The sequence below is a fragment of the Tritonibacter litoralis genome, assembly GCF_009496005.1.
Classification (GTDB): Bacteria; Pseudomonadota; Alphaproteobacteria; order Rhodobacterales; family Rhodobacteraceae; genus Epibacterium; species Epibacterium litoralis.
On record NZ_WIBF01000017.1, the window covers coordinates 1 to 25,041 of the forward strand.

20 protein-coding genes are annotated in these 25,041 nt (G+C 56.7%); 12 read left to right on the forward strand and 8 right to left on the reverse strand.

The window, feature by feature from the left end; all coding sequences use genetic code 11:
* Positions 1–331 precede the first annotated feature (331 nt).
* The 4 genes from GFB49_RS18965 to GFB49_RS18980 form a co-directional block, all read right to left on the reverse strand.
* Positions 332–1,105: a LamB/YcsF family protein gene (locus GFB49_RS18965; protein ID WP_153217596.1), complete on the reverse strand. Its 774-nt coding sequence runs from the start codon at positions 1,103–1,105 to the stop codon at positions 332–334.
* Positions 1,102–2,145, reverse strand: coding sequence for a 5-oxoprolinase subunit C family protein (locus tag GFB49_RS18970; protein ID WP_153217598.1), 1,044 nt, complete (start codon positions 2,143–2,145; stop codon positions 1,102–1,104). The genes GFB49_RS18965 and GFB49_RS18970 overlap by 4 nt, the downstream gene beginning before the upstream one ends.
* Positions 2,142–2,894: a 5-oxoprolinase subunit B family protein gene (locus tag GFB49_RS18975; RefSeq protein WP_153217600.1), complete on the reverse strand. Its 753-nt coding sequence runs from the start codon at positions 2,892–2,894 to the stop codon at positions 2,142–2,144. The genes GFB49_RS18970 and GFB49_RS18975 overlap by 4 nt, the downstream gene beginning before the upstream one ends.
* A gap of 256 nt (positions 2,895–3,150) precedes the next feature.
* Positions 3,151–4,560 (reverse strand): methyl-accepting chemotaxis protein, encoded by a 1,410-nt coding sequence (locus GFB49_RS18980; protein WP_343032642.1) that lies wholly within the window; start codon positions 4,558–4,560, stop codon positions 3,151–3,153.
* Positions 4,561–5,028: 468 nt separating this feature from the next.
* Between GFB49_RS18980 and GFB49_RS18985 the strand changes: the two genes are divergently transcribed.
* On the forward strand, positions 5,029–6,174 hold the full coding sequence (locus GFB49_RS18985; protein ID WP_194269408.1) for an AcvB/VirJ family lysyl-phosphatidylglycerol hydrolase: 1,146 nt from the start codon (positions 5,029–5,031) through the stop codon (positions 6,172–6,174).
* 35 nt (positions 6,175–6,209) lie between these two features.
* On the opposite strand, the gene GFB49_RS18990 is transcribed toward GFB49_RS18985, so the two are convergent.
* Positions 6,210–7,160, reverse strand: a complete 951-nt coding sequence (locus GFB49_RS18990; protein ID WP_153217604.1) for a GlxA family transcriptional regulator — start codon at positions 7,158–7,160, stop codon at positions 6,210–6,212.
* A gap of 112 nt (positions 7,161–7,272) precedes the next feature.
* On the opposite strand from GFB49_RS18990, the gene GFB49_RS18995 reads away from it, so the two are divergent.
* Genes GFB49_RS18995 through purU form a run of 6 tightly spaced genes read left to right on the forward strand, consistent with a single transcriptional unit; the run spans position 7,273 to position 14,144 of the window.
* Positions 7,273–8,523, forward strand: coding sequence for a sarcosine oxidase subunit beta family protein (locus tag GFB49_RS18995; protein WP_153217606.1), 1,251 nt, complete (start codon positions 7,273–7,275; stop codon positions 8,521–8,523).
* Between the two features lie 12 nt (positions 8,524–8,535).
* Entirely contained in the window at positions 8,536–8,823 is a 288-nt protein-coding gene (locus tag GFB49_RS19000) for a sarcosine oxidase subunit delta (RefSeq protein ID WP_153217608.1), read from the forward strand.
* Complete coding sequence (locus tag GFB49_RS19005; RefSeq protein WP_153217610.1) at positions 8,820–11,765, forward strand: sarcosine oxidase subunit alpha family protein; 2,946 nt, start codon at positions 8,820–8,822, stop codon at positions 11,763–11,765. Before GFB49_RS19000 ends, GFB49_RS19005 begins: the two co-directional genes overlap by 4 nt.
* Positions 11,758–12,315 (forward strand): sarcosine oxidase subunit gamma, encoded by a 558-nt coding sequence (locus GFB49_RS19010; protein WP_343032643.1) that lies wholly within the window; start codon positions 11,758–11,760, stop codon positions 12,313–12,315. Before GFB49_RS19005 ends, GFB49_RS19010 begins: the two co-directional genes overlap by 8 nt.
* 3 nt (positions 12,316–12,318) lie before the next feature.
* Positions 12,319–13,209: a bifunctional methylenetetrahydrofolate dehydrogenase/methenyltetrahydrofolate cyclohydrolase FolD gene (folD, locus tag GFB49_RS19015; RefSeq protein ID WP_153217612.1), complete on the forward strand. Its 891-nt coding sequence runs from the start codon at positions 12,319–12,321 to the stop codon at positions 13,207–13,209.
* Positions 13,210–13,259: 50 nt separating this feature from the next.
* Positions 13,260–14,144: a formyltetrahydrofolate deformylase gene (purU, locus tag GFB49_RS19020; RefSeq protein WP_153217614.1), complete on the forward strand. Its 885-nt coding sequence runs from the start codon at positions 13,260–13,262 to the stop codon at positions 14,142–14,144.
* Between the two features lie 58 nt (positions 14,145–14,202).
* Here purU and GFB49_RS19025 read toward each other — a convergent pair whose 3' ends face one another.
* Entirely contained in the window at positions 14,203–14,769 is a 567-nt protein-coding gene (locus GFB49_RS19025) for a TetR/AcrR family transcriptional regulator (protein WP_153217616.1), read from the reverse strand.
* A 221-nt stretch (positions 14,770–14,990) separates the two neighbouring features.
* Between GFB49_RS19025 and GFB49_RS19030 the strand changes: the two genes are divergently transcribed.
* Positions 14,991–15,455, forward strand: a complete 465-nt coding sequence (locus tag GFB49_RS19030; protein ID WP_153217618.1) for a nuclear transport factor 2 family protein — start codon at positions 14,991–14,993, stop codon at positions 15,453–15,455.
* Between the two features lie 45 nt (positions 15,456–15,500).
* On the opposite strand, the gene GFB49_RS19035 is transcribed toward GFB49_RS19030, so the two are convergent.
* Together GFB49_RS19035 and GFB49_RS21315 are read right to left on the reverse strand one after the other, a co-directional pair.
* Positions 15,501–16,010 carry a hypothetical protein gene (locus GFB49_RS19035; RefSeq protein WP_153217621.1) on the reverse strand — a complete coding sequence of 170 codons (510 nt, stop codon included), beginning with the start codon at positions 16,008–16,010 and terminating at the stop codon, positions 15,501–15,503.
* 23 nt (positions 16,011–16,033) lie between these two features.
* Complete coding sequence (locus GFB49_RS21315) at positions 16,034–16,777, reverse strand: response regulator transcription factor (protein WP_153217623.1); 744 nt, start codon at positions 16,775–16,777, stop codon at positions 16,034–16,036.
* A 687-nt stretch (positions 16,778–17,464) separates the two neighbouring features.
* On the opposite strand from GFB49_RS21315, the gene GFB49_RS19045 reads away from it, so the two are divergent.
* From GFB49_RS19045 to GFB49_RS19060, 4 genes are all read left to right on the forward strand, one after another.
* The gene (locus GFB49_RS19045) at positions 17,465–19,222 is read left to right on the forward strand and encodes a hypothetical protein (RefSeq protein WP_153217625.1); all 1,758 of its coding nucleotides are present in this window, start codon (positions 17,465–17,467) and stop codon (positions 19,220–19,222) included.
* 111 nt (positions 19,223–19,333) lie between these two features.
* Positions 19,334–21,361, forward strand: coding sequence for a hypothetical protein (locus tag GFB49_RS19050; RefSeq protein ID WP_153217627.1), 2,028 nt, complete (start codon positions 19,334–19,336; stop codon positions 21,359–21,361).
* Between the two features lie 21 nt (positions 21,362–21,382).
* Positions 21,383–23,425: a type I secretion system permease/ATPase gene (locus GFB49_RS19055; protein WP_343032644.1), complete on the forward strand. Its 2,043-nt coding sequence runs from the start codon at positions 21,383–21,385 to the stop codon at positions 23,423–23,425.
* Between the two features lie 18 nt (positions 23,426–23,443).
* Positions 23,444–24,802 carry an HlyD family type I secretion periplasmic adaptor subunit gene (locus GFB49_RS19060; RefSeq protein WP_153217629.1) on the forward strand — a complete coding sequence of 453 codons (1,359 nt, stop codon included), beginning with the start codon at positions 23,444–23,446 and terminating at the stop codon, positions 24,800–24,802.
* The last annotated feature ends 239 nt before the right edge of the window (positions 24,803–25,041 follow it).

Consider the following 25,041-nt stretch of genomic DNA (forward strand, 5'->3'; position numbering starts at 1 on the left):
CTCCGGTGTGTCCCGCAGCGTCCCCGCCGCGCCCCGCAGCGCCTCAGCGCCGCCGGTGAAGGGGCTTTTACGGGTAACCCAAAACACCCGCAACCCAAAAATCACAAAAATCACAATCTTTTTGAAATATAAAACAATATCAATGGGTTAATTCTAATTTTTTCGGACGTGCTAAACGTTTCTATTGGACAATCCGTGATTTCTCTTTGGCCCAGGAGTCGCCCTGGTCTCACTCATGCCTATATATTGTGTGCTTTGACGAAACTGACACAACTGTGGTCGCGAGTCGCCCTGAGGCCCAAGGGAGGCAACACGGGCGACTCGGGGAGATTCAGCCGACTCGTCCCTGAAATTGGCGCACCTCGACACCGCCGTCTTCCAAACTCTGGCGCACCGACTTGGCCAAGGCGACAGCAGTTGGCGTATCTCCGTGCAAACAGATCGTATCGATGGGGGCTTGGATCTTCTTGCCGCCTTCGGTGATGATGGCACCGGCTTGAACCATTTCCAGAATACGCGGCCCCGCCACCGCCGGGTCATGGATCACCGCACCGGGGAGGCTGCGGTCGACAAGCGTCGCGTCGTCATTATAAGCACGATCGGCAAAGATCTCTCCACACCAATTACAGCCCAGATCGCGCGCAACCTCTTCCATGGCTGTCGAGGCCAGCACCATAATGATGATGTCGGGACATACATCCAGTGCCCCTTCGTAGCAGGCGCGCGCCAAAGCGTGATCGACGCTGGCCATATTGGCCAATGCCCCGTGCAACTTTAGGTGACGGACATCGGTGCCAACGGAGCGTGCCATGGCCAAGGCGGCTCCCAATTGATAGCGCACCATATTCGCCATCGTGTCATGGGGCACATGCATCTTGCGACGGCCAAAGCCCTGGAGGTCCAGAAAACCCGGATGCGCGCCAATGCCCACGCCCGCGTCCCGCGCCGTTGCCATGGTCTGTGACATGACATCCGGATCGCCGGCGTGGAATCCACAAGCCACATTGGCGCTGGAAATCACCTGCAAAAGGCTGGCGTCATCGCCCATGGTCCAGGGGCCAAAGCTTTCCCCCATGTCTGCGTTCAGATCAACGGATTGGGTCATCGGTCGGCTCCTTTTAAGTCTTTTTCCAAAAATGGGTCATCTGTGGCGGAGACCACGCCTCCGACCAATTGGTAGGCCAACAAGTCTTGCAAGGTTGCGGGATCTCGGACCAATGGCTTGCATTGGCTGCGCAACCGGTTGATCTCTTGGGTTGCGCGCTGTTCGGCGTCCAGTGCCGCGTCCAGGCTGACCCATTTGAACCGCAGCTGTTGGCCAGCGCCCGCCTGGGCCACCCGGGGCAGGTCACAAGGCAGAACCGTGCCAATACGTGGGTAGCCGCCCGTGGTCTGACATTCCCGCATCAGAACAAATGGCTGGCCGTCACCGGTCATCTGGATATCACCGGGCACGATGATCTCGGACAGGATGTTCAGCTGGCCATCCGCGGCAAAGCCTTCCCCCTGGCTAAGCAGTTCGACCCCCATGCGATTGGCGCGTGGTCCGCGCTTAAATGTCGTCTCGGCAAATCGGGTCCGGGTTTGCGGCGCGAAAAGATCCGACTGAAAGCTTTCGACAATGCGGATTTCGCCACCGTCAAACCGTGGATCCACCGGCAGGGTGAGGCCGGTCTCGTACGTAGTGTCGGGCCCGGCCTGCAACACATCCCCTGCTTGCGTGTTCCGCCCAAGTCCCGCGGCCAGATGGACGGACCGCGCGCCCAGCATCTTGGGCGCGTCAATGCCGCCACCCAGGTGCAGATATCCGTAGACACCTTGCTGTGCCGCGCCGATTTTCAAACGTTGTCCCGCCATCACCCCATGCGAAGCATTCCAGGCCAAGGGTGCACCATCCAGCGTCGCCACCATAGGCGCACCAGTCAGGGCGATCCGCAGATCACCTCGCGCCTCGAACTCACCCCCAAAGCCCGCCATTTCGAGGGCCGCCAAATCGGGGGCCTGGCGCAAAAGCGCCGCGCCTTCTGCGAGGGCACGAAGATCTGCGGCGCCCCCTTGGGAGACGCCATAGGACAAGAGCCCCGCGCGGCCGTGATCCTGGATCGATACGGCGGGGCCGGTGCGCAGAACAAAGAGCCCGGTCATGCCTCGACCTCTGACACTTGTGCACCGCCAAGATTGGGGTCCTGTTCACACAGGCGCAAGAACTCGGCCTTGGACACGGGGAAGAATTGCATTTCATCCCCCGCCCGCAGGGTAAACGGCGTGTCTGAGGTTGGTTGGAACCCATGCAAACCGGTTTGTCCCACATGACGCCAGCCGGTTGGCGTAGAAGCGGTGAACAGGACGAACTGTGACACAGCCTGCACCAAAGCCCCCCGTGGCACCATCGGGGTCAGCGCGGTTTGCCGTGGTATGTTCCACTCCGGCCCCAGCGGGCCAAGGTAGGGCTGCCCCGGCGCAAACCCGATGGTCAGGACCCGCACCCGTGCGGCTCCCAAGGCGTCGATGGCGGCCTGTTCGCTCATCCCGGCCAAATCCGCAGCCTCAGCCAGCTGTGGGGCCAGATCACCTCCATAGACTGTAGGCACGCGCCAAAACCGACGCCCTTTGGGCAATGGGGCTTGGGTCCAATCCCGGTCGGCCAACAATTGGGAGAGCTGCGCCGTCAAGGCCGCATGTGTGGATTGTTGCGAGTCAAAGCGCACGTAGACCGAGGCCAACGAGGTTGAAGTTTCCAGAACACCCGGGATGGCCGCATCGGACACTGCAGCCCGCAACGCCAAAGCCGCCCGATTGTACGCATCCTCCAGTCGATTGGAGAAACTGATAATGAGCCCTGAAAGCCCAACCGTTCGGATCTGCGGGTAATCGGCCTGGTCGTCGTTGCGCATGCGCTCTCCTGTTTTGGCACACATTTGCGACAAGGCCTGTGGAGGTCAACATCCGACCGGTTGAAACAGGATCATAATTTAGAACCCAAAAGTGGTCTGATCTTGAAAGCATCACAGCAGCCAGAACAGAGGAATGACTTCCAGTGCGGCTACTTTGTATGACATCAGCCACCAAACGCTGCCTCAAAAAGAAACAGAGGTGGCCGTTTGGCCACCCCCGTTCAAGCTGAGCATAGATGCAGCGGATCTGTTGGTATTAGAAATCGTCCCAGCCCACGGCAGCGTCCATTGTGCCATGCGCCGTCGGCTCGGGCGGAGCCGCCGCTGGACGGGGCGCTTCTTGGAAGGTTGTAACCTGAGCACCGCTTGCGCCGGTGAACATGGCCACCTGCTGTCCCAGGCGGGAAGCATCGTTGTTGAGGGTCTGCGCAGCAGCCGTGCTTTGTTGGACCATGGCTGCGTTTTGCTGGGTGACTTTGTCGAGCTCGGTCATGCCTGAATTTACCTCATTCAGGGTGGTTGCCTGCTCTTCAGCGCCTTGTGCAATATCGCTGACGTGGGTCGAGATCGCGCTCACGCTTTCAATGATCTGATGCAGAGCATTGCCAGCCTGACCCACCAGATCCACACCATTTGACACCTGGCGGTTACTGTCACTGATCAGTTTTTTGATTTCCCCAGCCGCATCCGAGGACCGCTGCGCCAAAGCGCGCACTTCCGAGGCAACAACAGCAAAGCCACGTCCAGCTTCACCGGCACGCGCTGCTTCGACACCGGCGTTCAAAGCCAGCAAGTTGGTTTGGAAGGCGATGTCATCAATGACCGAGATAATATTGGCGATCTTGTCTGAAGATTGCTCAATCTCAGACATGGCCGAGATTGCATTGGTCACGATCTCGCCGCTTTCGGTGGCTTTTTGCTGTTCTTTGCGAACGATATCTTCCACCTGACGGGCACCATCCGCCGAAGACCGCACAGTTGCCGTCAGTTCTTCGATTGCGGCGGCCGTTTCTTCCAGGGTTGCAGCCTGGCTTTCGGTGCGATGCGCCAAATCACCAGAGGACTGGCCAATCTCACCGGCTGTACGCTGAACGGCTTCCGACACGGTTGCCACCGTACCCATTGTCCGCTCCAGCTTTTCGACAGATTCGTTGAACGCTTTGCCCAGATCCGCGACGTCGCGGATATGGGAGGCGGAAATCCGGTGGTTCAGTTTCCCTTCAGCCAGCGCTTGAAGCCCTTCGGCAACTGTTGCCAGACCTTCTTTGCGCTCTGTAATGTCAGATGCCAATTTGGCGACTTTGACAACGTTACCTTCATCGTCATAAATCGGCGCATAAGTGGCCTGGATCCACAGGACGCTACCGTCTTTACGGACGCGCGGGAATTGATCTGTAAACGCTTGGCCGCCAGCCAGATCTTTCCAGAATTTGTCGTATTGTTCCGTTGCCGCGAATGTCTTGTAGACAAACATGCGGTGGTGTTGGCCTTGGATCTCTTCCAGAGAGTAGCCCAACGCGTCCAGGAAGTTCTGGTTTGCAGTGATAATCGTTCCGTCAGGTTCAAACTGAATCGTTGCCTGGGTTCTGTCGACCATCTCCATGATGGCCTTTTGGGTCTCATCCATACCAGCCGATTCAGTGCTCTTCTTGGACTTAAAAAACACGCCAATACTCCGTTACATCATTTGCACAGCTCACCAATTGGATAGACTCAAATTCCAAGCAAACCGTTAAACCCACTTGAAAAGCCCAAAAAAGCAGCCCGATTTTATCTTTCACGCCCCAAATCCAAATAAAAACAAGCAATTTTAATACGTCAAAAACGCATTTTCGAAGCTCCGAAAAATTCCTTTTTTGAGTCGTTGTGTTTTTGATTTTTCCCTGCGTTTTCCTTCACGTTTCGTCAGGGAAACAGAGCTAGGTTGAGCTTCGTTTGAAGGCCCCAGAAGGACACACATCAAATGGATGCCCGATTAAAAAGTGTGTTAAAAATTTTCTGTGTTCTAAGTATCTTAACCGTAGCACTGGCGGGAGCACATTTCGTCCAGCCAAAAGAAGCCCAGCGTCACGCCAGCGTCATCCGTACTCTCGCGCCACAGAATATGGAGGCGCGATCAACGGCGATTATTTTGGTGGGGCAACAAGGTTGGGATCACGAAGTTGAGCAACGCGCCCAGCGCCTGTCAGAGATGCACACCTTGGTCATTGGTGTGACGGCCACAGGCACACTGCGGCAATCTGATGCGTGTGAACAGTTTGCCTCTGAATTGGCGAGAATCGCTGAGACTGAACAAAAAAATCAAAATGCACTTGCGCGCACGCCTGTGTTGGTTGGACTACAGGACGGCGCTGCATTGGCAATTTCCGCTGCTTGGGCCGCGCCCGACCGGTTCAAGGGGCTGGTGACCCAAGCGGCACCTAATAGAAACGGCTTTTGCGACACCACACACACGCCGTCATCGACAAAAGCACCGGTGCGATGGCTGGACATCGCCCTGCCAAACACTTCACCGGCCCAAGGTCTGGCTGGTGTGACCGTTGTGGATCCGACGGACAATCCGCGAAAGGCGTTTTACCAATCGTATCTGCGCCTTGCAGGCACCGATTCCTCCTTTGATATCGACACCGGCGCCGGTGCGGACCTGCGCGACCTGCCGTTGACGGTGCACGAGAATCAAAATGTTGCTGCGCAAGATGTCTATGCGATTTTCCTGTCCGGGGATGGAGGTTGGGCCAAGTTTGACGAGGAGATTTCAGACCGCCTGGCAGATCATGGCATACCGGTCGTTGGAATTTCCAGCCTACGTTATATGTGGCGGGAGAAGACACCTGAACAAATCGCAGCCGACTTTGAACGAATCGATGCGCATTTTCGGCGCAAATTCGGCCGAACCAAGGTGATGCTGCTTGGCTTTTCCCTTGGGGCCAATACCGTTCCCTTTGCCGCCAGACACCTGTCGCAGAACATGCGCGAGCGGCTGCTGGGCGTTGGCCTAATCGCACCCGAAACCCATACCGGGTTTGAAATCGTTGTTGGCGGCTGGCTAGGTCAGCGCACCGGCGCCATTGAAGTCGCGCCTGCCATTCAGTCCCTGTCGGCCCATCTGCCGCCAGAGCGCATCCTGTGTCTGCACGGCCGCAAAGAAACGGTCAGCGCCTGCCCTGTGGCCCAGGTCCCTGGTATGCAACGGGTTGTCTTTGACGGCGGGCATCACATGGGCAACGATCACGATGGCGTCGCACGGCAGCTGGTTCAACTGGTCAAACAACACGGCTGAGCCGCGCTTACCTTCGATTTCACGTGTGACATCCCTTAGGCCATGTCTCTGCCTGCGGCGCGGTCTTTGGACGGGGATACGGACCAGCGACGTCGATACAGGTCAGCAAAGTGAGCCTGCGAGGTAAAGCCGGCCATTTCAGCAATCTCTGCAATGCTGAGGTTGCTGCCTCGCAACATGCTGCGGGCTGTCTCCAATCGCACGCTGCGATAGGCCTCCATAACAGACTGGCCCAGCGCGCTGCGAAACTGCCGTTGCAACTGCCGGTCCGACACGCCGACCAAACGCGCGATTTGGCCAACATCGATGGGGTCCGCGATGTGGCTTTCCATCAGTTCCAACGCTTCTGTCACAACCTGAGACTGGATCCCATAACGCGCTGCGACGCTGGCCTGCTGCGGCGCGTGCGACACGCGGATCTCGGTCTGGATGAACCAGTCGCTGATCCTTTGGGCGAAACCGACACCGTGTTCAGCTGACAGAATCGCATGCATCATGTCCAAAGGTGCAGCCCCTCCGGCACAGGTATAACGGTCCCGGTCGATCACAAAGAGACGCTGTTCCAGCAGATATTGCGCAGACTGCGCGCGCAAATCCTCAAGATGATGCCAATGCACCGTGAAACGGCGGTTCTCCATCAGACCATTGCGGGCGAGGATCACCGCGCCGCCAGAGATCCCGCCCAGCGGGACACCGGCCCTGTCCAGACGACGCAGCCAGGCCGACAATCTGACATCATTGAATCGAAAGGGATCTCCGCCCGCGACAACAAATACCAGATCAAAACTCAACCCCGCATCGGCAATGGATTGCGTCGCAAAGCTGCTGCCAAGGGACGCAGGCACATCGCCGCCATCTACTGACAAAAAGCAAATGTCATAGAGCGCTGTGGGCGCAAAGAGATTCGCCGCCCGCAATGGCTCCATCGCTGCCGCCGTCGAGATCAGCGCATATCCTTCAACCAACAGAAAACCGATCCGTCGCAATCTCTCGCCTCTCGCGACCAAATGACCCTTTCTCGATATTATATGTCCTTTCTGCGAAATCTCAATCTGTCACACACTGACTAAAGTGCCCAAATCAAAATGGAGCATCGAGATGAAGTTTTCCGGTTTGCGGGTAATCAAAGAGGCCTTGACGGGTCACAAAGGGTGGAAACCCCTTTGGAGAGATCCTGCGCCCAAGTCACATTATGACTTTGTCATTATTGGTGGCGGCGGCCATGGGCTGGCGACCGCCTATTATCTGGCAAAAGTGTTCGGCAAGGCCAATATCGCCGTGCTGGAAAAAGGTTGGCTGGGCTCTGGCAATATTGGCCGGAACACGACCATCATTCGCTCTAACTATCTCTTGCCGGGCAACCAGCCGTTTTATGAGTTTTCCATGAAACTGTGGGAAAACCTCGAGCAGGAGACCAACTTCAACTCGATGGTCAGCCAGCGCAGCATCATCAACCTCTTCCACACCGACGGCCAGCGCGATGCCTATCGCCGTCGTGGCAATGCCATGAAATTCTCGGGCGCAGATGCCGAACTGCTGAGCCAGGAAGACCTGCGCCAGCTTGCACCGTTCCTGAATTTCGACAACGCCCGTTTCCCGATCAAAGGCGGGCTGCGCCAGTTGCGCGCGGGGACGGCCCGTCACGATGGTGTGGCCTGGGGTTATGCCCGTGGCGCTGACATGCGCGGCGTCGATCTGATCCAGAACTGCGAAGTCACCGGCATGAAGATCGAAGGTGGCAAGATTATCGGGGTAGAGACCACCCGTGGCTATATCGGCGCGGGAAAAGTGGGCGTTGCGGTTGCGGGCAGCTCATCCCGTGTGATGTCGATGGCTGGAAAACGCCTGCCGATCGAAAGCCATGTCTTGCAGGCCTTTGTGTCTGAAGGTCTGAAACCAACCATCCCCGGTGTCATCACCTTTGGCGCTGGCCATTTCTATGTCAGCCAGTCGGACAAGGGTGGTCTGGTCTTTGGCGGCGATATCGACGGGTACAACTCTTATGCGCAACGCGGCAACCTGCCGGTGGTTGAAGACGTGCTGGAAGGCGGCATGGCTTTGATGCCGATGATCGGGCGCGCGCGCCTGCTGCGGTCCTGGGGTGGTGTCATGGATATGTCCATGGACGGCTCACCGATTATCGACCGAACCGATGTGGACGGCCTCTATTTCAATGGTGGCTGGTGTTATGGCGGGTTCAAAGCAACCCCGGCCTCTGGCTATGCCTTTGCGCATTTACTGGCCACAGACACCCCGCACGAGACCGCGACGGCCTATCGGATGGACCGGTTTGCGCGCGGTTATGTCGTTGATGAAAAGGGCGTCGGCGCCCAACCCAATCTGCACTGAGGTCTGTTTGCGATGCTAATCCCTCATCCCCTTCTTGGCCTGCGTGACGCGCAGGAATTCACCTATCTTGGCGACGCGGACCTGATGCTGCGCCCAGATCCCAATGCCGAAGACGCCGAGGCTCAATTCGCCGAATATGTTTATTTGCGCGACAACCCGGCCGGTCTTCACCGCGAACTGTGGTTCCACGAACAGGGCGATCGCTCTTGGTTGGTGGTGACCCGCAATACACTGACACATGAGATCCTGTCGGCCGAGCTCGCCAGCGATGTCAAACGCAAGATCGGAGTCGCACAATGACTCGTTTAAACGGCGGTTTGATTGACCGTAACGCCCCGCTCTCTTTTACCTTCAACGGCAAGCGGCTGAGTGGCTTTAAGGGCGACACATTGGCATCGGCCCTGTTGGCCAATGGCGTACAGCTGGTCGGTCGCAGCTTTAAATACCACCGTCCGCGCGGCATCTTCTCGGCCGGTTCCGAAGAGCCCAACGCGATGGTGGAACTGCGCAGCGGTGCCCATCAGGAACCCAACACCCGCGCCACCGTAACCGAGCTGTTTGACGGTCTGGAAGCGCGGTCGCAAAACCATGTAGGCTCGCTGGAACGCGATCTGATGGCCGTGAACGACCTGATGTCGCCGTTCCTGTCGGCGGGGTTCTACTACAAGACGTTCATGTGGCCGCGCGCGTTCTGGGAGAAGCTCTATGAACCGGCGATCCGTCGGGCGGCAGGTCTGGGCGAATTGTCGATGCTGCCCGATCCGGATGATTATGACCGCGGCTTCCTGCATTGTGATGTTCTGGTCATCGGGGCTGGTGCCGCGGGCCTGATGGCGGCGCTGACCGCAGGGCGTTCAGGCGCGCGTGTGATCCTGTTGGACGAGGATTGTCGTCTGGGCGGCCGCCTTTTGGCCGAGCGTCAGACTCTTGACGGCACCCCTGCCAGCGATTGGGTTCAATCCGTTGAGGCCGAGCTGAAAAGCCTGCCGAACGTGCAGATTATGACCCGGACCATCGCGTTTGGCACCTATGATCACGGTGTTTTCGGTGCCGTGGAACAGGTCAGCGACCACCTGCTGGCCCCCAACGGCAAAGTGCGCCAGACCCTGTGGCGGATTACGTCGAAACGGGCGGTTCTGGCTGCCGGCGCAACCGAACGTCACATCCCCTTTGCCAATAACGACCGTCCCGGCATCATGATGGCTGGCGCAATGCGCGCCTATGCCAATCGTTGGGCTGTGGCGCCGGTCAAACGGGCGGGCGACGGCATTGCGATCTTTACCAACAATGACGACGGTCACCGCACCGCAGTGGATTTGATGGCCCAAGGGGCCAAGGTTCTGGGTGTGATCGACGTGCGCGATGATGCGCCATGTTTTGGCGAATATCGTGTGTTTGGTGGTGGCACCATCACCGACACACGCGGACGGCATGGGCTGACCGCGATCGAGGTAACCCAGCACGGCTCGTCCACCTGGCACAAGGTCGGCGCGCTTGGCGTCTCGGGCGGGTGGAACCCAAATGTGCACCTGGCATCACACCACCGGGGCCGTCCTGAATGGGATGAAAACCTGCTGGCCTTTGTGCCCGGCGCCAACGGACCGGTTGGGCTGATCCCTGCGGGTGCAGCCTGCGGTCAGGGCAGCACGGCTGCGGCCCTGGCGGATGGGGTGCGCGCTGCCAAAGACGCGTTGAGCCAGCTGGACATGACCGCGACAGAGATTGCGGTTCCCACCGCGGAAAACGAAGCGCAAGCGCAAACCGCCTTCTGGCATGTGCCGGGCGCAAAACGGGCCTGGGTGGATTTCCAGAACGATGTGACCGTCAAAGACGTAAAGTTGGCGCATCAGGAAAACATGAAACCGGTTGAGCATCTGAAACGCTGGACCACATTGGGCATGGCAACCGATCAGGGCAAAACCTCCAACATCTCAGCCTTGGCTGTGATGGCCGAATTGACCGGCAAGTCGATCCCGGAAACCGGCACCACAATTTTCCGCCCACCATACACCGGCGTATCAATGGGTGTTCTGGGGGGCGGCGATACCGGCAAACACTTCCGTCCGCACCGCCTCACGCCCTCCAACACCTGGGCAACAGAGCAAGGCGCTGTGTTTGTGGAAGTTGGACAGTGGATGCGTGCGCAGTATTTCCCCAAAGCGGGCGAAACCCATTGGCGTCAGACCGTGGACCGCGAAGCCCTGGCTGTACGCTCGGCGGTTGGGGTCTGTGACGTAACCACTTTGGGCAAGATAGATGTGCAAGGGGCCGATGCGGGTGAATTCCTGAACCGGATCTATTCCAACATGATGGGCACGCTGGCGGTTGGCAAAACCCGCTATGGTCTGATGTTGCGCGAAGAAGGCACGCTTTACGATGACGGGACCTGCGCCCGTCTGGGTGAAAGCCATTATGTCGTCACCACAACCACAGCAAACGCGGCTGTTGTGTACCGCAAGATGGAATTTGCCCGTCAGTGCCTGTGGCCTGATCTGGACGTCAACCTGATCTCGACCACGGATGCCTGGGCGCAGTTCGCTGTTGCGGGCCCCAAATCGCGTGAGCTGTTGTCGCGCGTCGTCGATGACTTCGACATTTCTAACGAAGGCTTCCCCTTCATGGGCTGTGCTGAGCTCACGATCTGCAAAGGTCTGCGGGCACGTCTGTTCCGCATCTCTTTCTCGGGTGAGCTGGCGTATGAACTGGCTGTTCCGGCCCGCTACGGCAATGCGCTGATGGAACGGCTGATGGAGCTGGGTGAGGATCTGGGGGTCACACCTTATGGGACCGAAACCCTTGGCGTGCTGCGCATCGAAAAAGGCCACGCCACCGGCAACGAGCTGACAGGTCAGACCACCGCAGCGATGCTGGGTCTGGGCCGCATGGTCTCCAAGAAGAAAGACAGTATCGGCGCGGTTCTTTCCCGTCGTGAGGGTCTGGAGGCCGACCGCCGCCGTCTCGTCGGATTCAAGCCGGTAAATGCCGCGTCTGAAGTGGTGGCCGGCGCGCATCTCTTTACCAAAGGGAGCGCACAAACCACCGAGACTGACCAAGGCTGGGTTACCTCGGCGTGCTACTCGCCTCATTTGGGCTGCTACATCGGCCTTGGCTATTTGGAAGACGGCGACACCCGCAAAGGTGAAACCGTGATTGCAAGCAACCCGCTGCAGGGACAATCGATCGAGGTCGAAGTTGTCTCGGCCCATTTTGTGGACCCCGAAGGAGAACGCCTCCGTGACTGATCTATCACCAATTACCGCTCTGGGTGCAGCTGGACCATGGGCCAAATCCTATGGCCCGCTGAGCCTGTCTGAAAACACCATGCTGGCTTTGACATCCTTGTCGCTGCCTGCGCAAACCGTTGTTCCATCGCCCTTTGGCCTGACCTTGCCAGAGGCTGGTCAAAGCACGGCGACCGAGACCCACGGCGCGTTCTGGTCCGGTCCCAATCAATGGATGATCGAAGGCTATGGGCTGGCGGAAACAGATTTCGCTGCGGTTGTCAAAGCAGAAGCCGACGCAGGCTATGTGACCGAGCAAACCGATGGCTGGTGCGCGTTTGACATCGAAGACGCCAGCAATGGCGACGCGATCCAGAAGCTGATGCAAAAGCTCGTCAATATCGACGCCCACCAGTTCAGCCCAGGGTCCGCTGCACGGACCGGCCTTGAACATATGAGCGTTTTTGTGATCCGCCGGTCGCAAAGCAAATTGACCGTTATCGGCATGCGCACGCTTGCCGGTGCCCTGATGCACGCGCTGGCAACTGCCGCCCAGCGCCTGGAGGCTTAAGAGATGAGCGTAACTCTAATTGATGGGAAGGCCTTTGCGGCCAAAGTCCGTGGCCAAGTGGCCGAGCATGTCTCGGCCCTGAAGGAATCCCACGGTGTCACGCCCGGTCTGGCCGTTGTGCTGGTGGGTGAGGATCCGGCCAGCCAGGTCTATGTCCGCTCCAAAGGCAAACAGACTGTCGAAGTTGGCATGAACTCGTTTGAGCACAAGCTGGATGTGGATACATCAGAGGCAGATCTGCTGGCATTGATCGACCGTTTGAACAACGACCCAGACGTGCATGGCATTTTGGTGCAGCTACCGCTTCCGGAGCACTTGAACGAAGATCTGGTGATCAATTCGATCGCGCCGGAAAAGGACGTGGACGGGTTTCACATCTCAAACGTGGGACTTTTGGGCACCGGTCAAACCTCGATGGTGCCCTGCACCCCGCTTGGTTGTCTGATGATGCTGCGGGAACACCATGGTTCACTTTCGGGATTGAATGCCGTTGTGGTAGGTCGCTCCAACATCGTCGGCAAGCCGATGGCCCAGCTTCTGCTGGGTGACAGCTGCACCGTGACCATTGCCCACAGCCGTACCAAAGACCTGCCTGAAGTTCTGCGTCGTGCCGACATCGTTGTGGCGGCCGTGGGTCGCCCCGAATTTGTCCAGGGCGATTGGATCAAGCCCGGTGCAACCGTCATCGATGTTGGCATCAACCGGATCGAACGCGACGGAAAAAACAAGCTGGTCGGCGATGTGGATTTCGCCTCTGCGCAAACGGTGGCCGGTGCGATCACCCCCGTTCCTGGCGGTGTTGGTCCCATGACCATCGCCTGCCTCTTGGCCAATACGCTGACGGCCTGCTGCCGCAGCCGCGGCCTTCCTGAACCCCAAGGGCTTACGGCCTAACCCTTCCACAGACATGCGGGTGCCGCCCGCCAAAATAAAAAGAGAGACCCATGACAAAATTCTGTTTGACCGTAACCTGCCCTTCCACCCGTGGCATCGTGTCTGCCGTATCCAGCTATCTGGCGGAAAAAGGCTGCAACATCACCGACAGCTCGCAGTTTGACGATGCTGAAACCGGCAACTTCTTTATGCGGGTGAGCTTTGCGTCCGAAGACGGCGTGGATCTGGCCACGTTGCAAGACGGGTTTGGTGCAATTGCACAGCCGTTTGACATGAACTTCGCCTTCCATGATGAGTCCGAGAAGATGAAGGTCATCATCATGGTCAGCCGCTTTGGTCACTGCCTGAACGACCTGCTGTACCGGGTTCGCATCGGCGCGCTGCCGGTGGAGGTTGTCGCGGTGATCTCCAACCACATGGATTACCAGAAAGTTGTTGTGAACGCGGATATTCCGTTCCACTGCATCAAAGTGACCAAGGAAAACAAACCAGAAGCCGAAGCCGCAATCATGAAAGTGGTTGAAGACACCGGTGCAGAACTGGTGGTTCTGGCGCGTTACATGCAGATCCTGTCGGATGAGATGTGCCAGAAGATGTCCGGCCGTATTATCAATATCCACCACTCGTTCCTGCCATCCTTCAAAGGCGCAAACCCATACAAGCAAGCCTATGAGCGCGGTGTGAAGCTGATTGGTGCGACGTCCCACTATGTGACTGCGGATCTGGACGAAGGCCCGATCATCGAACAGGACATCGTGCGCATTACCCACTCGCAATCGGCGTCGGACTATGTGTCGCTGGGCCGTGATGTGGAAAGCCAGGTTCTGGCACGCGCCATTCATGCACATGCACACCATCGTGCTTTCCTGAATGGCAATAAAACAGTGGTCTTCCCGGCCTCTGCTGGATCGTTCTCCAGCGAACGCATGGGTTAAGCCCCACAAACACTTCCCCAACTGGGCGCGGAACTTGGTTCCGCGCTTTTTTGTTGAGTCAGACCCGCGCTGCCGACTCTAAAACCAATTTGGCAACCGCACGTGCATCTTGGGCAGGGGTCGCGGAATGGGACATCGCGGCCAGGACAATGGCACCTTCTTTCAGAACCATCAGGTGATTGGCCACCTGGACCGGATCCGCAAATCCCGCCGCTCTGGCCAGACCGGAAAACTGTTCGGCCAAGACTTGTTTATGGGCCAGCGACTGTTGATTGATCGCATGGTCTTCGGACTGGTATTCCGCGCTGGCTTTGACAAACATGCAGCCCTGGAAATTGTCTTCGCAGAACCATTCCTCGATCGCGTCGAACATGGCCAGCAGCTGTCCTTCGGGCGTTGGTGACAGCTCTTCCATACGGCTCATCAGCCAGTTGCGAAACCGGGCATCCCGCAGTTCCAGCGCCGCAAGGATCAGCTCTTCCTTGGTGCGGAAATGCTTGTAGATCGACGTCTTTGAAACCCCGGTCTCCTTGGCAACCAGATCCATACCAGTGGCGTGAAATCCGTTCCGATAAAACAGCCACAAAGACTTTTCGACCAGCTCATCGCGTTTATTGCGGCTCATTCCTGCTCCTGATTACCTGCGTCGGTCTTACTCCACAGGTGTTTTACATTCAATAATGCCCCGATTAGAGGCGATTTCCAGGCCTTGACGAAGCTGTGAACGTCTTTTCGCAAGCTTCAGCCACATTTTCCTTGCGTAGGTTAACAGACCGGTCCACCTTAAGTACATTAACAGATCAGTTACCCGCCACGCGGGCTCACCAGCCTAGACCGGAGTTGCCAATGTCTCGTCCTCCTTTTCCGCCTTTTACCGAAGAAACCGCGCTGAAAAAGATCCGCGCCGCCGAAGATGCTTGGAACACCCGTGACCCGGATCGTGTGACCCTGGCCTATACCGACGACAGCAAATGGCGGAACCGGGCCGAATATGTGAACGGTCATTCCGAAATCCACGCCTTTCTGACCCGCAAATGGGAGCGGGAATTGGATTATCGCCTGATCAAGGGGCTTTGGACCTTTGCCGGGAACCGGATCGCTGTGCGCTTTGCTTATGAATGGCATGACGACAGCGGCCAGTGGTTCCGCTCCTTTGGCAATGAAAATTGGGAGTTTGCCGAAGACGGCCGCATGCGTCGTCGCGTGGCGCAGATCAATGATCTGGCAATTGACGAAGCCGACCGCAAGTTCCACTGGGCGTCGGGCCCACGTCCCGAAGATCACCCGGGCCTAGAAGATCTGGGTCTGTAACCCGCCAAACAAGTCGCCCCCGGCCTCGTGGGTCGGGGGCGTCAACTATGCTGGAAATCCATGTCGCTGAACCAGCGCCCAGATCTCGGTGTTCAGGCGTTCCAGGTTGGCGATACAGGCGTCGATGTTTTCCGTCTCTTCGGGCGTTATGGTCTCCATCTTTCCGACTTTGATGTCTTTGCGCCGGTCCTGAATTCGCATCATGATGGTGCGAAGCCGACCCTGATCCGGGTCAAAGGAATAGATACAGTGATTGTATTTGTTCCGCAGCGTGGACTGACGTACCAGACGGTTGGTCAGCGCCAGCACCTCGTCACGCAGCTCCTCCTCGACCTTGGGCAGTTTGGATAGGCGTTCCACCAGATCCACCCGCGCCCGTGTCGTATTGAGGGTCAGGAACAAAACAACTGCCACGTCTTTTTCAACGCCCGCCAGGCCGGCCATCAAATGGATCAACAGGCTTTCGGTGTTGGTCCAAGTGTAATTTAAGCGCCCGACGCGCAGAAGGATATCATCCAGCTGCACGTCGGACTGAGACCCAGAACCAAGCTCCATCGGTTCCGGCTCCTCCCCCCCCATCAATGTTGCATGACTTCAATGAACTTCATCGCCGCCGCAGTGCGGTTGGTCACCTTCAGCTTGGTGATGACGTGATGAATATGCAGTTTGATTGTATGTTCTGACACGTTGAGCTTTTCGGCGATCTGTTTGTTCTGCAGCCCGTGCATCACATGTTCCATCACCGCAATTTCCCGCTGTGTCAGCGTCTCGGCCAAGGTCCGTTTGGCAACATCCATTGCATCGCCATCCCGACGACAGTCCTGTGGTTCTGCCTCCAGCACATCCGCCGGGAAATAGGTGCCCCCGCTCAGCAACAGGCGCATGACCGCCAGCCATATATCGATGCTCTGGTTCATCGGCAGCACACCCTGGAACCCGTCCACATGCCCGACCGCCGCAAAGACCTTTTGAACACAGGTATCATGCATATACGCCAGCACGATCCCCGGTGCCTCTGGTCCGGTAAGCAAAGTCTCCCGTTCATTGAGCAATCGATAAAACTGGCTGCGCTCCTCATCCAGTATCGAAGCATCAATGACAATCAACCGCGCTGGAACCATTGTCCCGGATGCAATTTGAATAAATTCACTGACTGAATCAAATCGCAATGGTTCGATATCGTCCAGTTCAGCTTCCACATTACGCAGAACGGTATTGGAAAAGCTCTTCTTTGGACCAATAAAAACCGCTGTGTCGTAATTTGATTTAAGTTTCTGATGCACCCCCGACGCCATAGTCTCTGAATTGATAATTTCTGGCATTTCAAACTCCCACACACTCGCTACTTCAATCGGCTTTCGCCAAAATAAGTAAGGGACTTTATTTTATTCTTGCCACAATAGGAAAATAGAGTCCCCTCCCCCGCAAAACAAGCCACGCCTGTGAGTATAGAAATCGCCTCTTATAAATTCGGATTTGCGCACAGTCCACGTTATTGTGGCGGCTCCGAATAGGTCAACTAATCCAATGGTTAGCCATCAGGACCTTAAGGTTATCCACAGGTTATAGCAATTTTTACGAGTCGTTTCAAATGAGTTCTTTCCATCAAAGGCGTTTATGCAGATTACACTACACAGCCTGATCATCATCCATGACGCAACATATTGCTTTTCATGAATAAAAAGAATGTAGCGTAAATCGCAAGTTGGCTTAAATACAATCTCCAGCTTTCGCATGTGCCTGATTTCCTCGACCCTGAACCAGCTTGTGACCCTTCTTCACAAGTTCTTTTTACATCCGCTCAAGCCGATTTTTAGCGGAATCACTTGATCGGATTCGCTAGGGAGGAAATTAGCATCAACACGAAATCTCTTAATTTGTTAGCCACTCAAAATAATTGAGCCAAGCCGACAAAAGAGGAGAAGCACTTCATTTAACAATCAAATCGCTCGACAATGACCGCGTTGGATATACTGGTGGTCGTTCGAGCTCCATTGGGAGATTAAACCATGTCCGGTAATCGGCATAACCATCTGTTTGGCCTACAAGGCCAGCTTCAAGGTCAGCTTCAAGGTCAAGGCCAGCACCAAGGTCAGGGCCAGCACCAGGGTCAGGGCCAAGGGCAACATCAGGGTCAGCACAGCGAAAACCTGAACCTGAACGCCAATGAAGCCCTGAATGGGAACGGAAACCTGAATGGGAACGGCAACCTGAACGGGAACGGAAACCACAACGGGAATGGCAACAACAACGGCAATTCCAACTCAAACAGCAACACCAACGACTCAAGCACCGCATCTGACAGCTCCGGACACGGCGCAGGTGCTGGTGCAGGCATGGGTGTTGGTGCTGGCATGGGTGCTGGCTACGGCGGAGCACATTCTGACTCACATTCCGGGTCGCATTCTGGTTCTGCAGCTCTTGCTGCAACCAAGAACATTTCGTCAACCTCAGTCAGCAGCCATACAGACGTAGATGTCGACATCGCGATCGACCTGCCAGGATATGAGCCAACTGATGATGATTTTGCGGATTTCGACCTGGGTCGTGACGCAGAAATCGGTGATATCACCATGGCCAATGGTGACATGAACACCGATATCGGTGGCAACACTGACTTCAACAAGGTGATGAACAATTCCTTGACCGGTCAGGGCAACGACACTGGCACCATCAACAACATGAACAACGCGCTGCAGGACAATGATGTCTCAGAGTCTGCAGAAGTGTCCAATGACGGCTACTTCAAAGCGTACCAAGGTGCCAAAGGCGGCTATGCGTCTTCGGGCGATGGTATCGACAATGAATCCGATGGCGGCGGTGACGGGTATGCCAAGGCCAACGGCGCTGATGGTGGTAAAGCCTACAGCGATGGTGGTTCGGCTCTCGGCTTTGGTGGCAAACACTATGGCAACGACGGCGGTAAGAGCGAAGGCGATGATGGCGGAGATGGCGGCAACGCAACATCCGTAGGCGTCGGCCTCGGCGGTCTGGGCGTTGGTGTTGGTGTCGGCGGCAACGCAGGCGACTCCGGTGACGCTGGTTCCGGCGGCGGCGGCGGTGGCGGCGGTGGCGGTGGTGGCACCGGTTCGACCGGTGACACTGGCCATGCAGCTGGCTTTGGCAAAGGCGACAGCGGTGACGCAGGCGCAATCGGCGCCGGTCTTGGCGGCGGACATGGCTTCCTGCCATCTGGCCACGGTCTAGGCTGGGCTGATGCCGACAGCGGCAACGCCAACGGCTACGGCAAAGGGGCCTCTGGTGACTCCGGCGATAGCGGTGACGCAGGTGACGGCGGTGCCGGTGGTGCAGGCGGCGCAGGCGGAGCATCCGGCTCGTCCGATGGCGGCTATGCAGGTGGCAAAGGCTACGGTGCTGGTGAAGGCAACGGTCTGGCCAAAGCAATTGCCGGTGACGGCGGTGACGGCGGCGACGGCGGAAACGCAAGCGCATCCGGCGGTATCGCTGGTGGCGCAGTTGTCGGCGGCGGTGATGCATATGCCCAAGGCGGCATGGGCGGAGCCGGTGGCTGGGCGTCCTCGATCGGCGGCCAAGGTGGTCAGTCCGGTGGTTACTGGGGGTCCAACAACGGCGATGATGGTTTCGTAACCGGAACCTCAACCGCTTCGGCAGACGCGGCGCTGGACAACGCAGCCTTTAACCAGAGCATCGTCCAAGGTGCAAACGTTCTGGGCAATACCGTTGACATGACCGTTGTGGGCGGTGGCTACACCTCCACGCTGATCGGCGACGACGATCTTGGGTAACCCCTGATAGAAAACAATGCATTGGGCGCGGCATGACCGCGCCCAATGCCAACAATAAAGACCGAGCAGCTCGGGCCGGTGTGTGGCCCACGACTTTATGGAGTTATGCTCATGCTTGACGACAAATCAGAAATTATTGCCCATTTCATTGGAATTTTCGAACTGAACGTCGAAGCCGCGCGCATGAAGATCCAGTACCAGGAAATGCAGGCCTGGCTATCTCCACAACCCGATCTGGGACCGTTGCTGAACATCACTATCAATGTATCAAGCGCCTATAACCTCAGTGATTTTGAACCGGACCTTGGCTGGCGCACAACAATTCCGGCGTCTCCGTTGTTATTTGTAAACACGTCTATTCCGGCCGCACCGGCCTATGCGGCGCCTTATGTCTACGACTTCTTTCCAAAACTGTTTTTTGACCCCGCCCTGTTTTCCCCGGTGATCCTGAGCGGTGAGCCGGTATTTTTCATCCAACCCCCGTCTTCGGCAGCTTCGATTACGGTCCAGACCAACTGGCTGCAGGATCATGATCTTTTGCTGACTTACGACGCTGGTGTTGAGTTTTTGCCAGCCGCCAGCTTTGACGCGATGTTGCTGGATCTCGCGGAATACGCGCAAACGCTGCATGTGCTGAACATGCCCGAAATGGCCGAAGACGAAGACTCCATGATCCAGAATGCCGCTGAGATGCACGAAACACTGGGTCATATTGCGGATCACGGGGTGCCATTGTCGGCAACTGACGCCGACGTTTACGTCGCCCATGGTGACGACGCTTTAAGCGTGACCGTTAATGGCGCCGCCACGGACGCGTTGACGGAGTTGCCGGAAATAAGCATCCACTTTGCCTCTGAAACATCCGAGGATGAGGATGAGGAAGACGCGACCGATGGCGCAAAAACCGCTGAAGGCGAAGAGATCACACAAGAATTTGACGGTACACCCGACAGCCCTGATAACGCCGAGGATCCCCCGCATGAATTGACAACGGGCGGCAACATCGCCTTGAACGAAGCGCGGATCGCGTCGGACTGGCTGGACGCTTCGGTTGTCACTGTGATGGGACATCACGCTGAAACGATCGCCGTAAGTCAGGTAAATATCTGGAACGACACAGATATCATCAACGGACAAGTTTCCGAGACATCAGAAGGAAGCACCGCTGGGATAAATGGCTTCTCGTTTGAGATGACCTCGAGTCCAAGGCCTGCTGCTGAAAGCGAAGACGGTGAACCTGGTCCGCCACCTTCCTTTGCCGCAATCACTGAAATCGACGGCAATCTCATCAACTACAACTACGTCAAGCAATTCAATTTCGCCTCGGACAATGATGTTGTGAGCGTCCAGTTTGAGGCGCAGGATAGCTATTTCCAGACCGGCGGAAACTTCCTGTCCAACGGTTTTGGCCTGCTTGGTCTTGGCTTCCACTACGATCTGATCGTGGTCGGCGGCAATATGGTCGATATGAAATTCATTTCACAAACCAACGTGTTGCTGGACTCTGACGTGCTCTATCATCAAGCGGGGTTTGAGGGTTCGATTTCTACGTCGGACAATCTCCTGTTTAACTCAGCCTCCATCCGTCAGATCGGCACCGACCAGATTGTCGAAATGAACCAGACCTTCGCCGACGCCTCAGAGGCTGTGATGCGCGGGGACACAGATATCGGAGCGGCGCGCAACGACGAGGCCTTTGTCGGCACAGATCTGCTGCGCATTTTGAACATCAAAGGGGACATCGTTGATGTCCAGATGGTCGAACAATTTAATCTGCTCGGCGACGCCGACCAAATCGCCTGGGCGTCTGAAACAGCCCAAAGCATCGATGGCGCAGATGTTTCGGTGATCAGCGGTGAGAACGAGCTGATCAACATGGCTTCGATCATCGACGCTGGCATCGATTCACGCATTTACACAAGCGAAGGAGCCTATACCGAAAGCTTTTTGTACCAAGCCGATTTCATTTCCGAAGAGGATCCTGTGCTGGCGGCCGAAAACAGCGGCCTGACCGGAGAGGCGTTTTTGTTCCTGGCGGACGGGTTGATCCCGCAGGACGAAGGCGGTGACGACCATGCGATTTCAACCCCGCTTCCAACCGAAGTTTCCGTTGATGTCATGCAGTCGGTCCTCGCTTAAAATCACTTAAGGAGCGCACAAGTGAAGGACTACCAATCAGAAGAAACGCAGGGGTTTTCCACTGCGGCCAACAAGAGCAAGTCTTCACAAAACGAAAAGCCGGACACTTTTCGACTGAAACCAGACCAACGTGTTGATCCTCGAAATGAAGGGCGGATCACTGAAAATTCACCCACAGGGCCAAGCCCAACCGGAGGATCCAGCGCGATACTCAAGAAGATCGCGCCGCCCCCCGCCCCCGCAAGCTCTGGTGGCAAAGGTGGCGGTGGGAACAAGTTTCACAAACGGGTGCGTTCGGGAGGTTTTGCCGACGGGCTGCAACGCGGTCTCAAAGCCATTCGCCAAAACCTGATCCTGGTCGGGATTTTCACCTGCGCCACGAATTTTCTGATCCTTGCTATTCCAGTCTATCTTTTTCAGATCTCTGATCGGGTGCTCACTAGCCGGTCGATGGATACGCTGGTGATGCTGACCGCTGTGATCGTTGGTGCGGTGGTACTGCAAGCGATCCTGGACGCGGTGCGGCGGTTTATCTTGATGCGGACGGCGGTTGAGGTCGCAGCACAATTGGGCGCGCCGATCTTGTCTGCAGCGGCGCGCGCCTCGCTCAACAGCAACGGGCGCGAGTATCAGACCTTGGGTGACCTGCAGCAGCTGCGCGGTTTTCTGGTGTCGGCGACATTACTGTCCTTTTTGGACGTGCCCTTTGCCCCCTTCTTTATCCTCGCCATTTATTTGGTGCACCCGCATCTGGGCACCATCGTTGTGGTTACCGCACTGATCCTGTTTGTCATTGCGTTGATCAACCAGCGCATCACCTCGCGCGGGTTTGCCGAAGCCAACCTGCATCAAAGCCGCGCGAACTTGCATCTGGATTCGATGTCGCGCAACAGCCAGATCATCAACGCCCTGGCGATGATCCCCGAAGCCGTGAACATCTGGGGGCAAGACACAGCTCGGTCGCTGAAATCTCAGGTCAAGGCGCAGGACCGCAATATTATCACCGCTGCCCTTTCCCGTGCTGTGCGTTTGTTGACGCAAATCGGCCTGCTGGGCTGGGGGGCGTATCTGGCCATTCAGGATCAGATCACTGGCGGTATGGTCATCGCCGCGTCAATCATCGCAGGCCGCGCCTTGGCCCCGGTAGAAGGCGCGATTGAAGGCTGGAACCAGTTCCTTTTGGCCCGCGCAGCCTATGGTCGGATCTCAAAACTGCTTCAAAGCTCCCCATTGAATACCAACCGGTTGATTCTGCCCAGCCCCGAAGGTCGCCTGGATGTAGAGCGGCTGCTGTTTGTCCCGCCGGGCACCAAACGCGTGGTGCTCAACGGGCTCAGCTTTATGCTGGATCCGGGTGAATCCCTTGCAGTGATCGGCAACTCTGGCGCCGGCAAGACCACGCTTGGTAAAATGCTGGTGGGCTCGATCTTGCCAACTTCTGGCGCGGTGCGGTTGGATCTGATGGATCTGCGCAATTGGGATCAGCGGCAATTGGGGACCAACATCGGGTATTTGCCGCAGGACGTGCAGCTGTTTCCCGGCACCATCAAACAGAACATCGCCCGGATGCGCACCGACGTCAGCGACGAGCAGATCCACAAGGCCGCCGTTCTGGCAGATGTGCATGAAATGATCGCAAGCTTTCCCGAGGGGTATGAAACCATGGTCGCCGCCGATGGGACGCCGCTGTCGGGCGGGCAAAAACAACGGATAGCCCTGGCGCGCGCGTTTTTTGGCGAGCCGCGCCTGGTGGTGCTGGATGAGCCGAATTCAAATCTGGATACGGCAGGCGACGCCGCTTTGGCGCGCGCCATGAAACATGCCAAGGATCACGGCATGACCGTTGTGGTCATCACGCAAAAGCCTTCGCTCCTCAGCGTTGTGGACAAGATCATGCTGATGGCAGACGGCAATATCGCCATGTTCGGGCATCGCCAACAAGTGCTGCAGGCTTTGGAACAACGTCGCAAGGGGGGGCCTCAAGCCATACGCCCCAACAATGGTGCAACACCGCAGGCACCGCCACAACAGCAGAACCCGAATTTGAACCGCCCGACAGACTAAAGCTGAATTGGATATACGATGACCTTTTTGACAATTGATCACGAAGACCCCCAGGACCGTCCAGAGGAATGGTATACAGAACTGCCGCGCCAAGTCTGGCGGATCGGATTTCTTGGTCTGGTCCTGATGCTGGGGGCGCTTGGCGGGTTTGGATATTGGGCATTTTCCGCCCCATTGGCTGCTGCGGTCGTGTCCCAAGGCAGCTTTGTCGCCACCGGCCGCAACAAGATTGTTCAACACTTTGAAGGGGGCATTATCCATGACATCCCGGTTTCAGAAGGGGATTTTGTCGAAGCGGGACAGACGCTGATCTCGTTGGACAAGACAGCTGCCGAAACGGACCTATCCGAGCTGAAACTGCGCCGCGCACGCCTGAACGCCATGGTGTCCCGGCTGGCGGCGGAATATGAGGGGATGGAGAGCATCGCCTTTACCGACAGGTTGCTGCGCCAGGCGGAACGGGATTTCAATCTAGCCCAAATCATCGACAGCCAACGGCTAAGCTTTGAACTGACCCGTGAAAAAATGGAAAACGAATTGGCTTTGATTGACGCCAATATCTCGGCTCAGAAGCTCCGGATATGGGGCTACCGTGAACAGCGCGACGCCTTGAAGCAGCAGATTTCCTTGTTAGAGGACGATCACGCCGCAAAGAGCGCCTTGTTCAAAAGCGGGCTGACACGACGGACCGAGATCAATTCGCTGCAACGCGCCTTGGTAGACGCACAAGGGCAGATCGCGCGCCTGACTGCTGAGATTGGCGAAAGCGAAACAATGATCGGCAAGTACCAAAAACAGGCGCTCCAAACCAGACATGCCTATAATCAGACGGCCCTTGATGAGCTTCAGGCGGCTCAGGCAGAACTGGACAGCATCAATGAACAGATCTTGCAAGCCGAAGACATTCTGCGCCGAACCGAAATCGTGGCCCCGGTGTCGGGTACGGTTCTGAGGATGCACTATCATACGCCGGGCGGTGTCATCAAAGGTGGCAAGGAAGTTGCGGAAATCCTGCCGATGGATGCGCCGCTGATCATCGAAACCCTTGTTCCCAGAACCGAGATCGACAGCGTTCATTTGGGACAGCACGCCTTTATCAGGTTGGTCGCTTTGAACCAGCGCACCACACCGGTGTTGGACGGAGAGGTTTTCTATGTCTCAGCCGACTCGATCCACAACACCACGGATGTGAAGAACCCAGAGGTCTATGTCGCGCGGATCAATCTTGACCCAGAGAGCATTGCAGAAGTTCCAGGCTTCATTCCCACACCAGGCATGCCGGCGGAAATCCTGATTACCACGCAGGAACGCACGTTCTTCCAATATCTCACCAAGCCGATTGTCGACTCGATGTCCCGCGCATTCCGCGAAGACTGAGACAATCCACAAGGGCAGGCTACACCACCTGCCCGTTTTTTCCAATCGCTTCGCATTGCGGTCAAAGCGGCCGTTTGGTTTTCACCCGCAACGATTCTGCGGCAAATCGCGTGAGCTGATGTGCTCATGTTAAAAAACACCCAACGCCCCAAGTGAAACAATCAATTTCCCAAAAACACATAATTTCAAGCCGAACATATACCCAACAAGAAAACGTCACATTATCGACTTAATTCAAC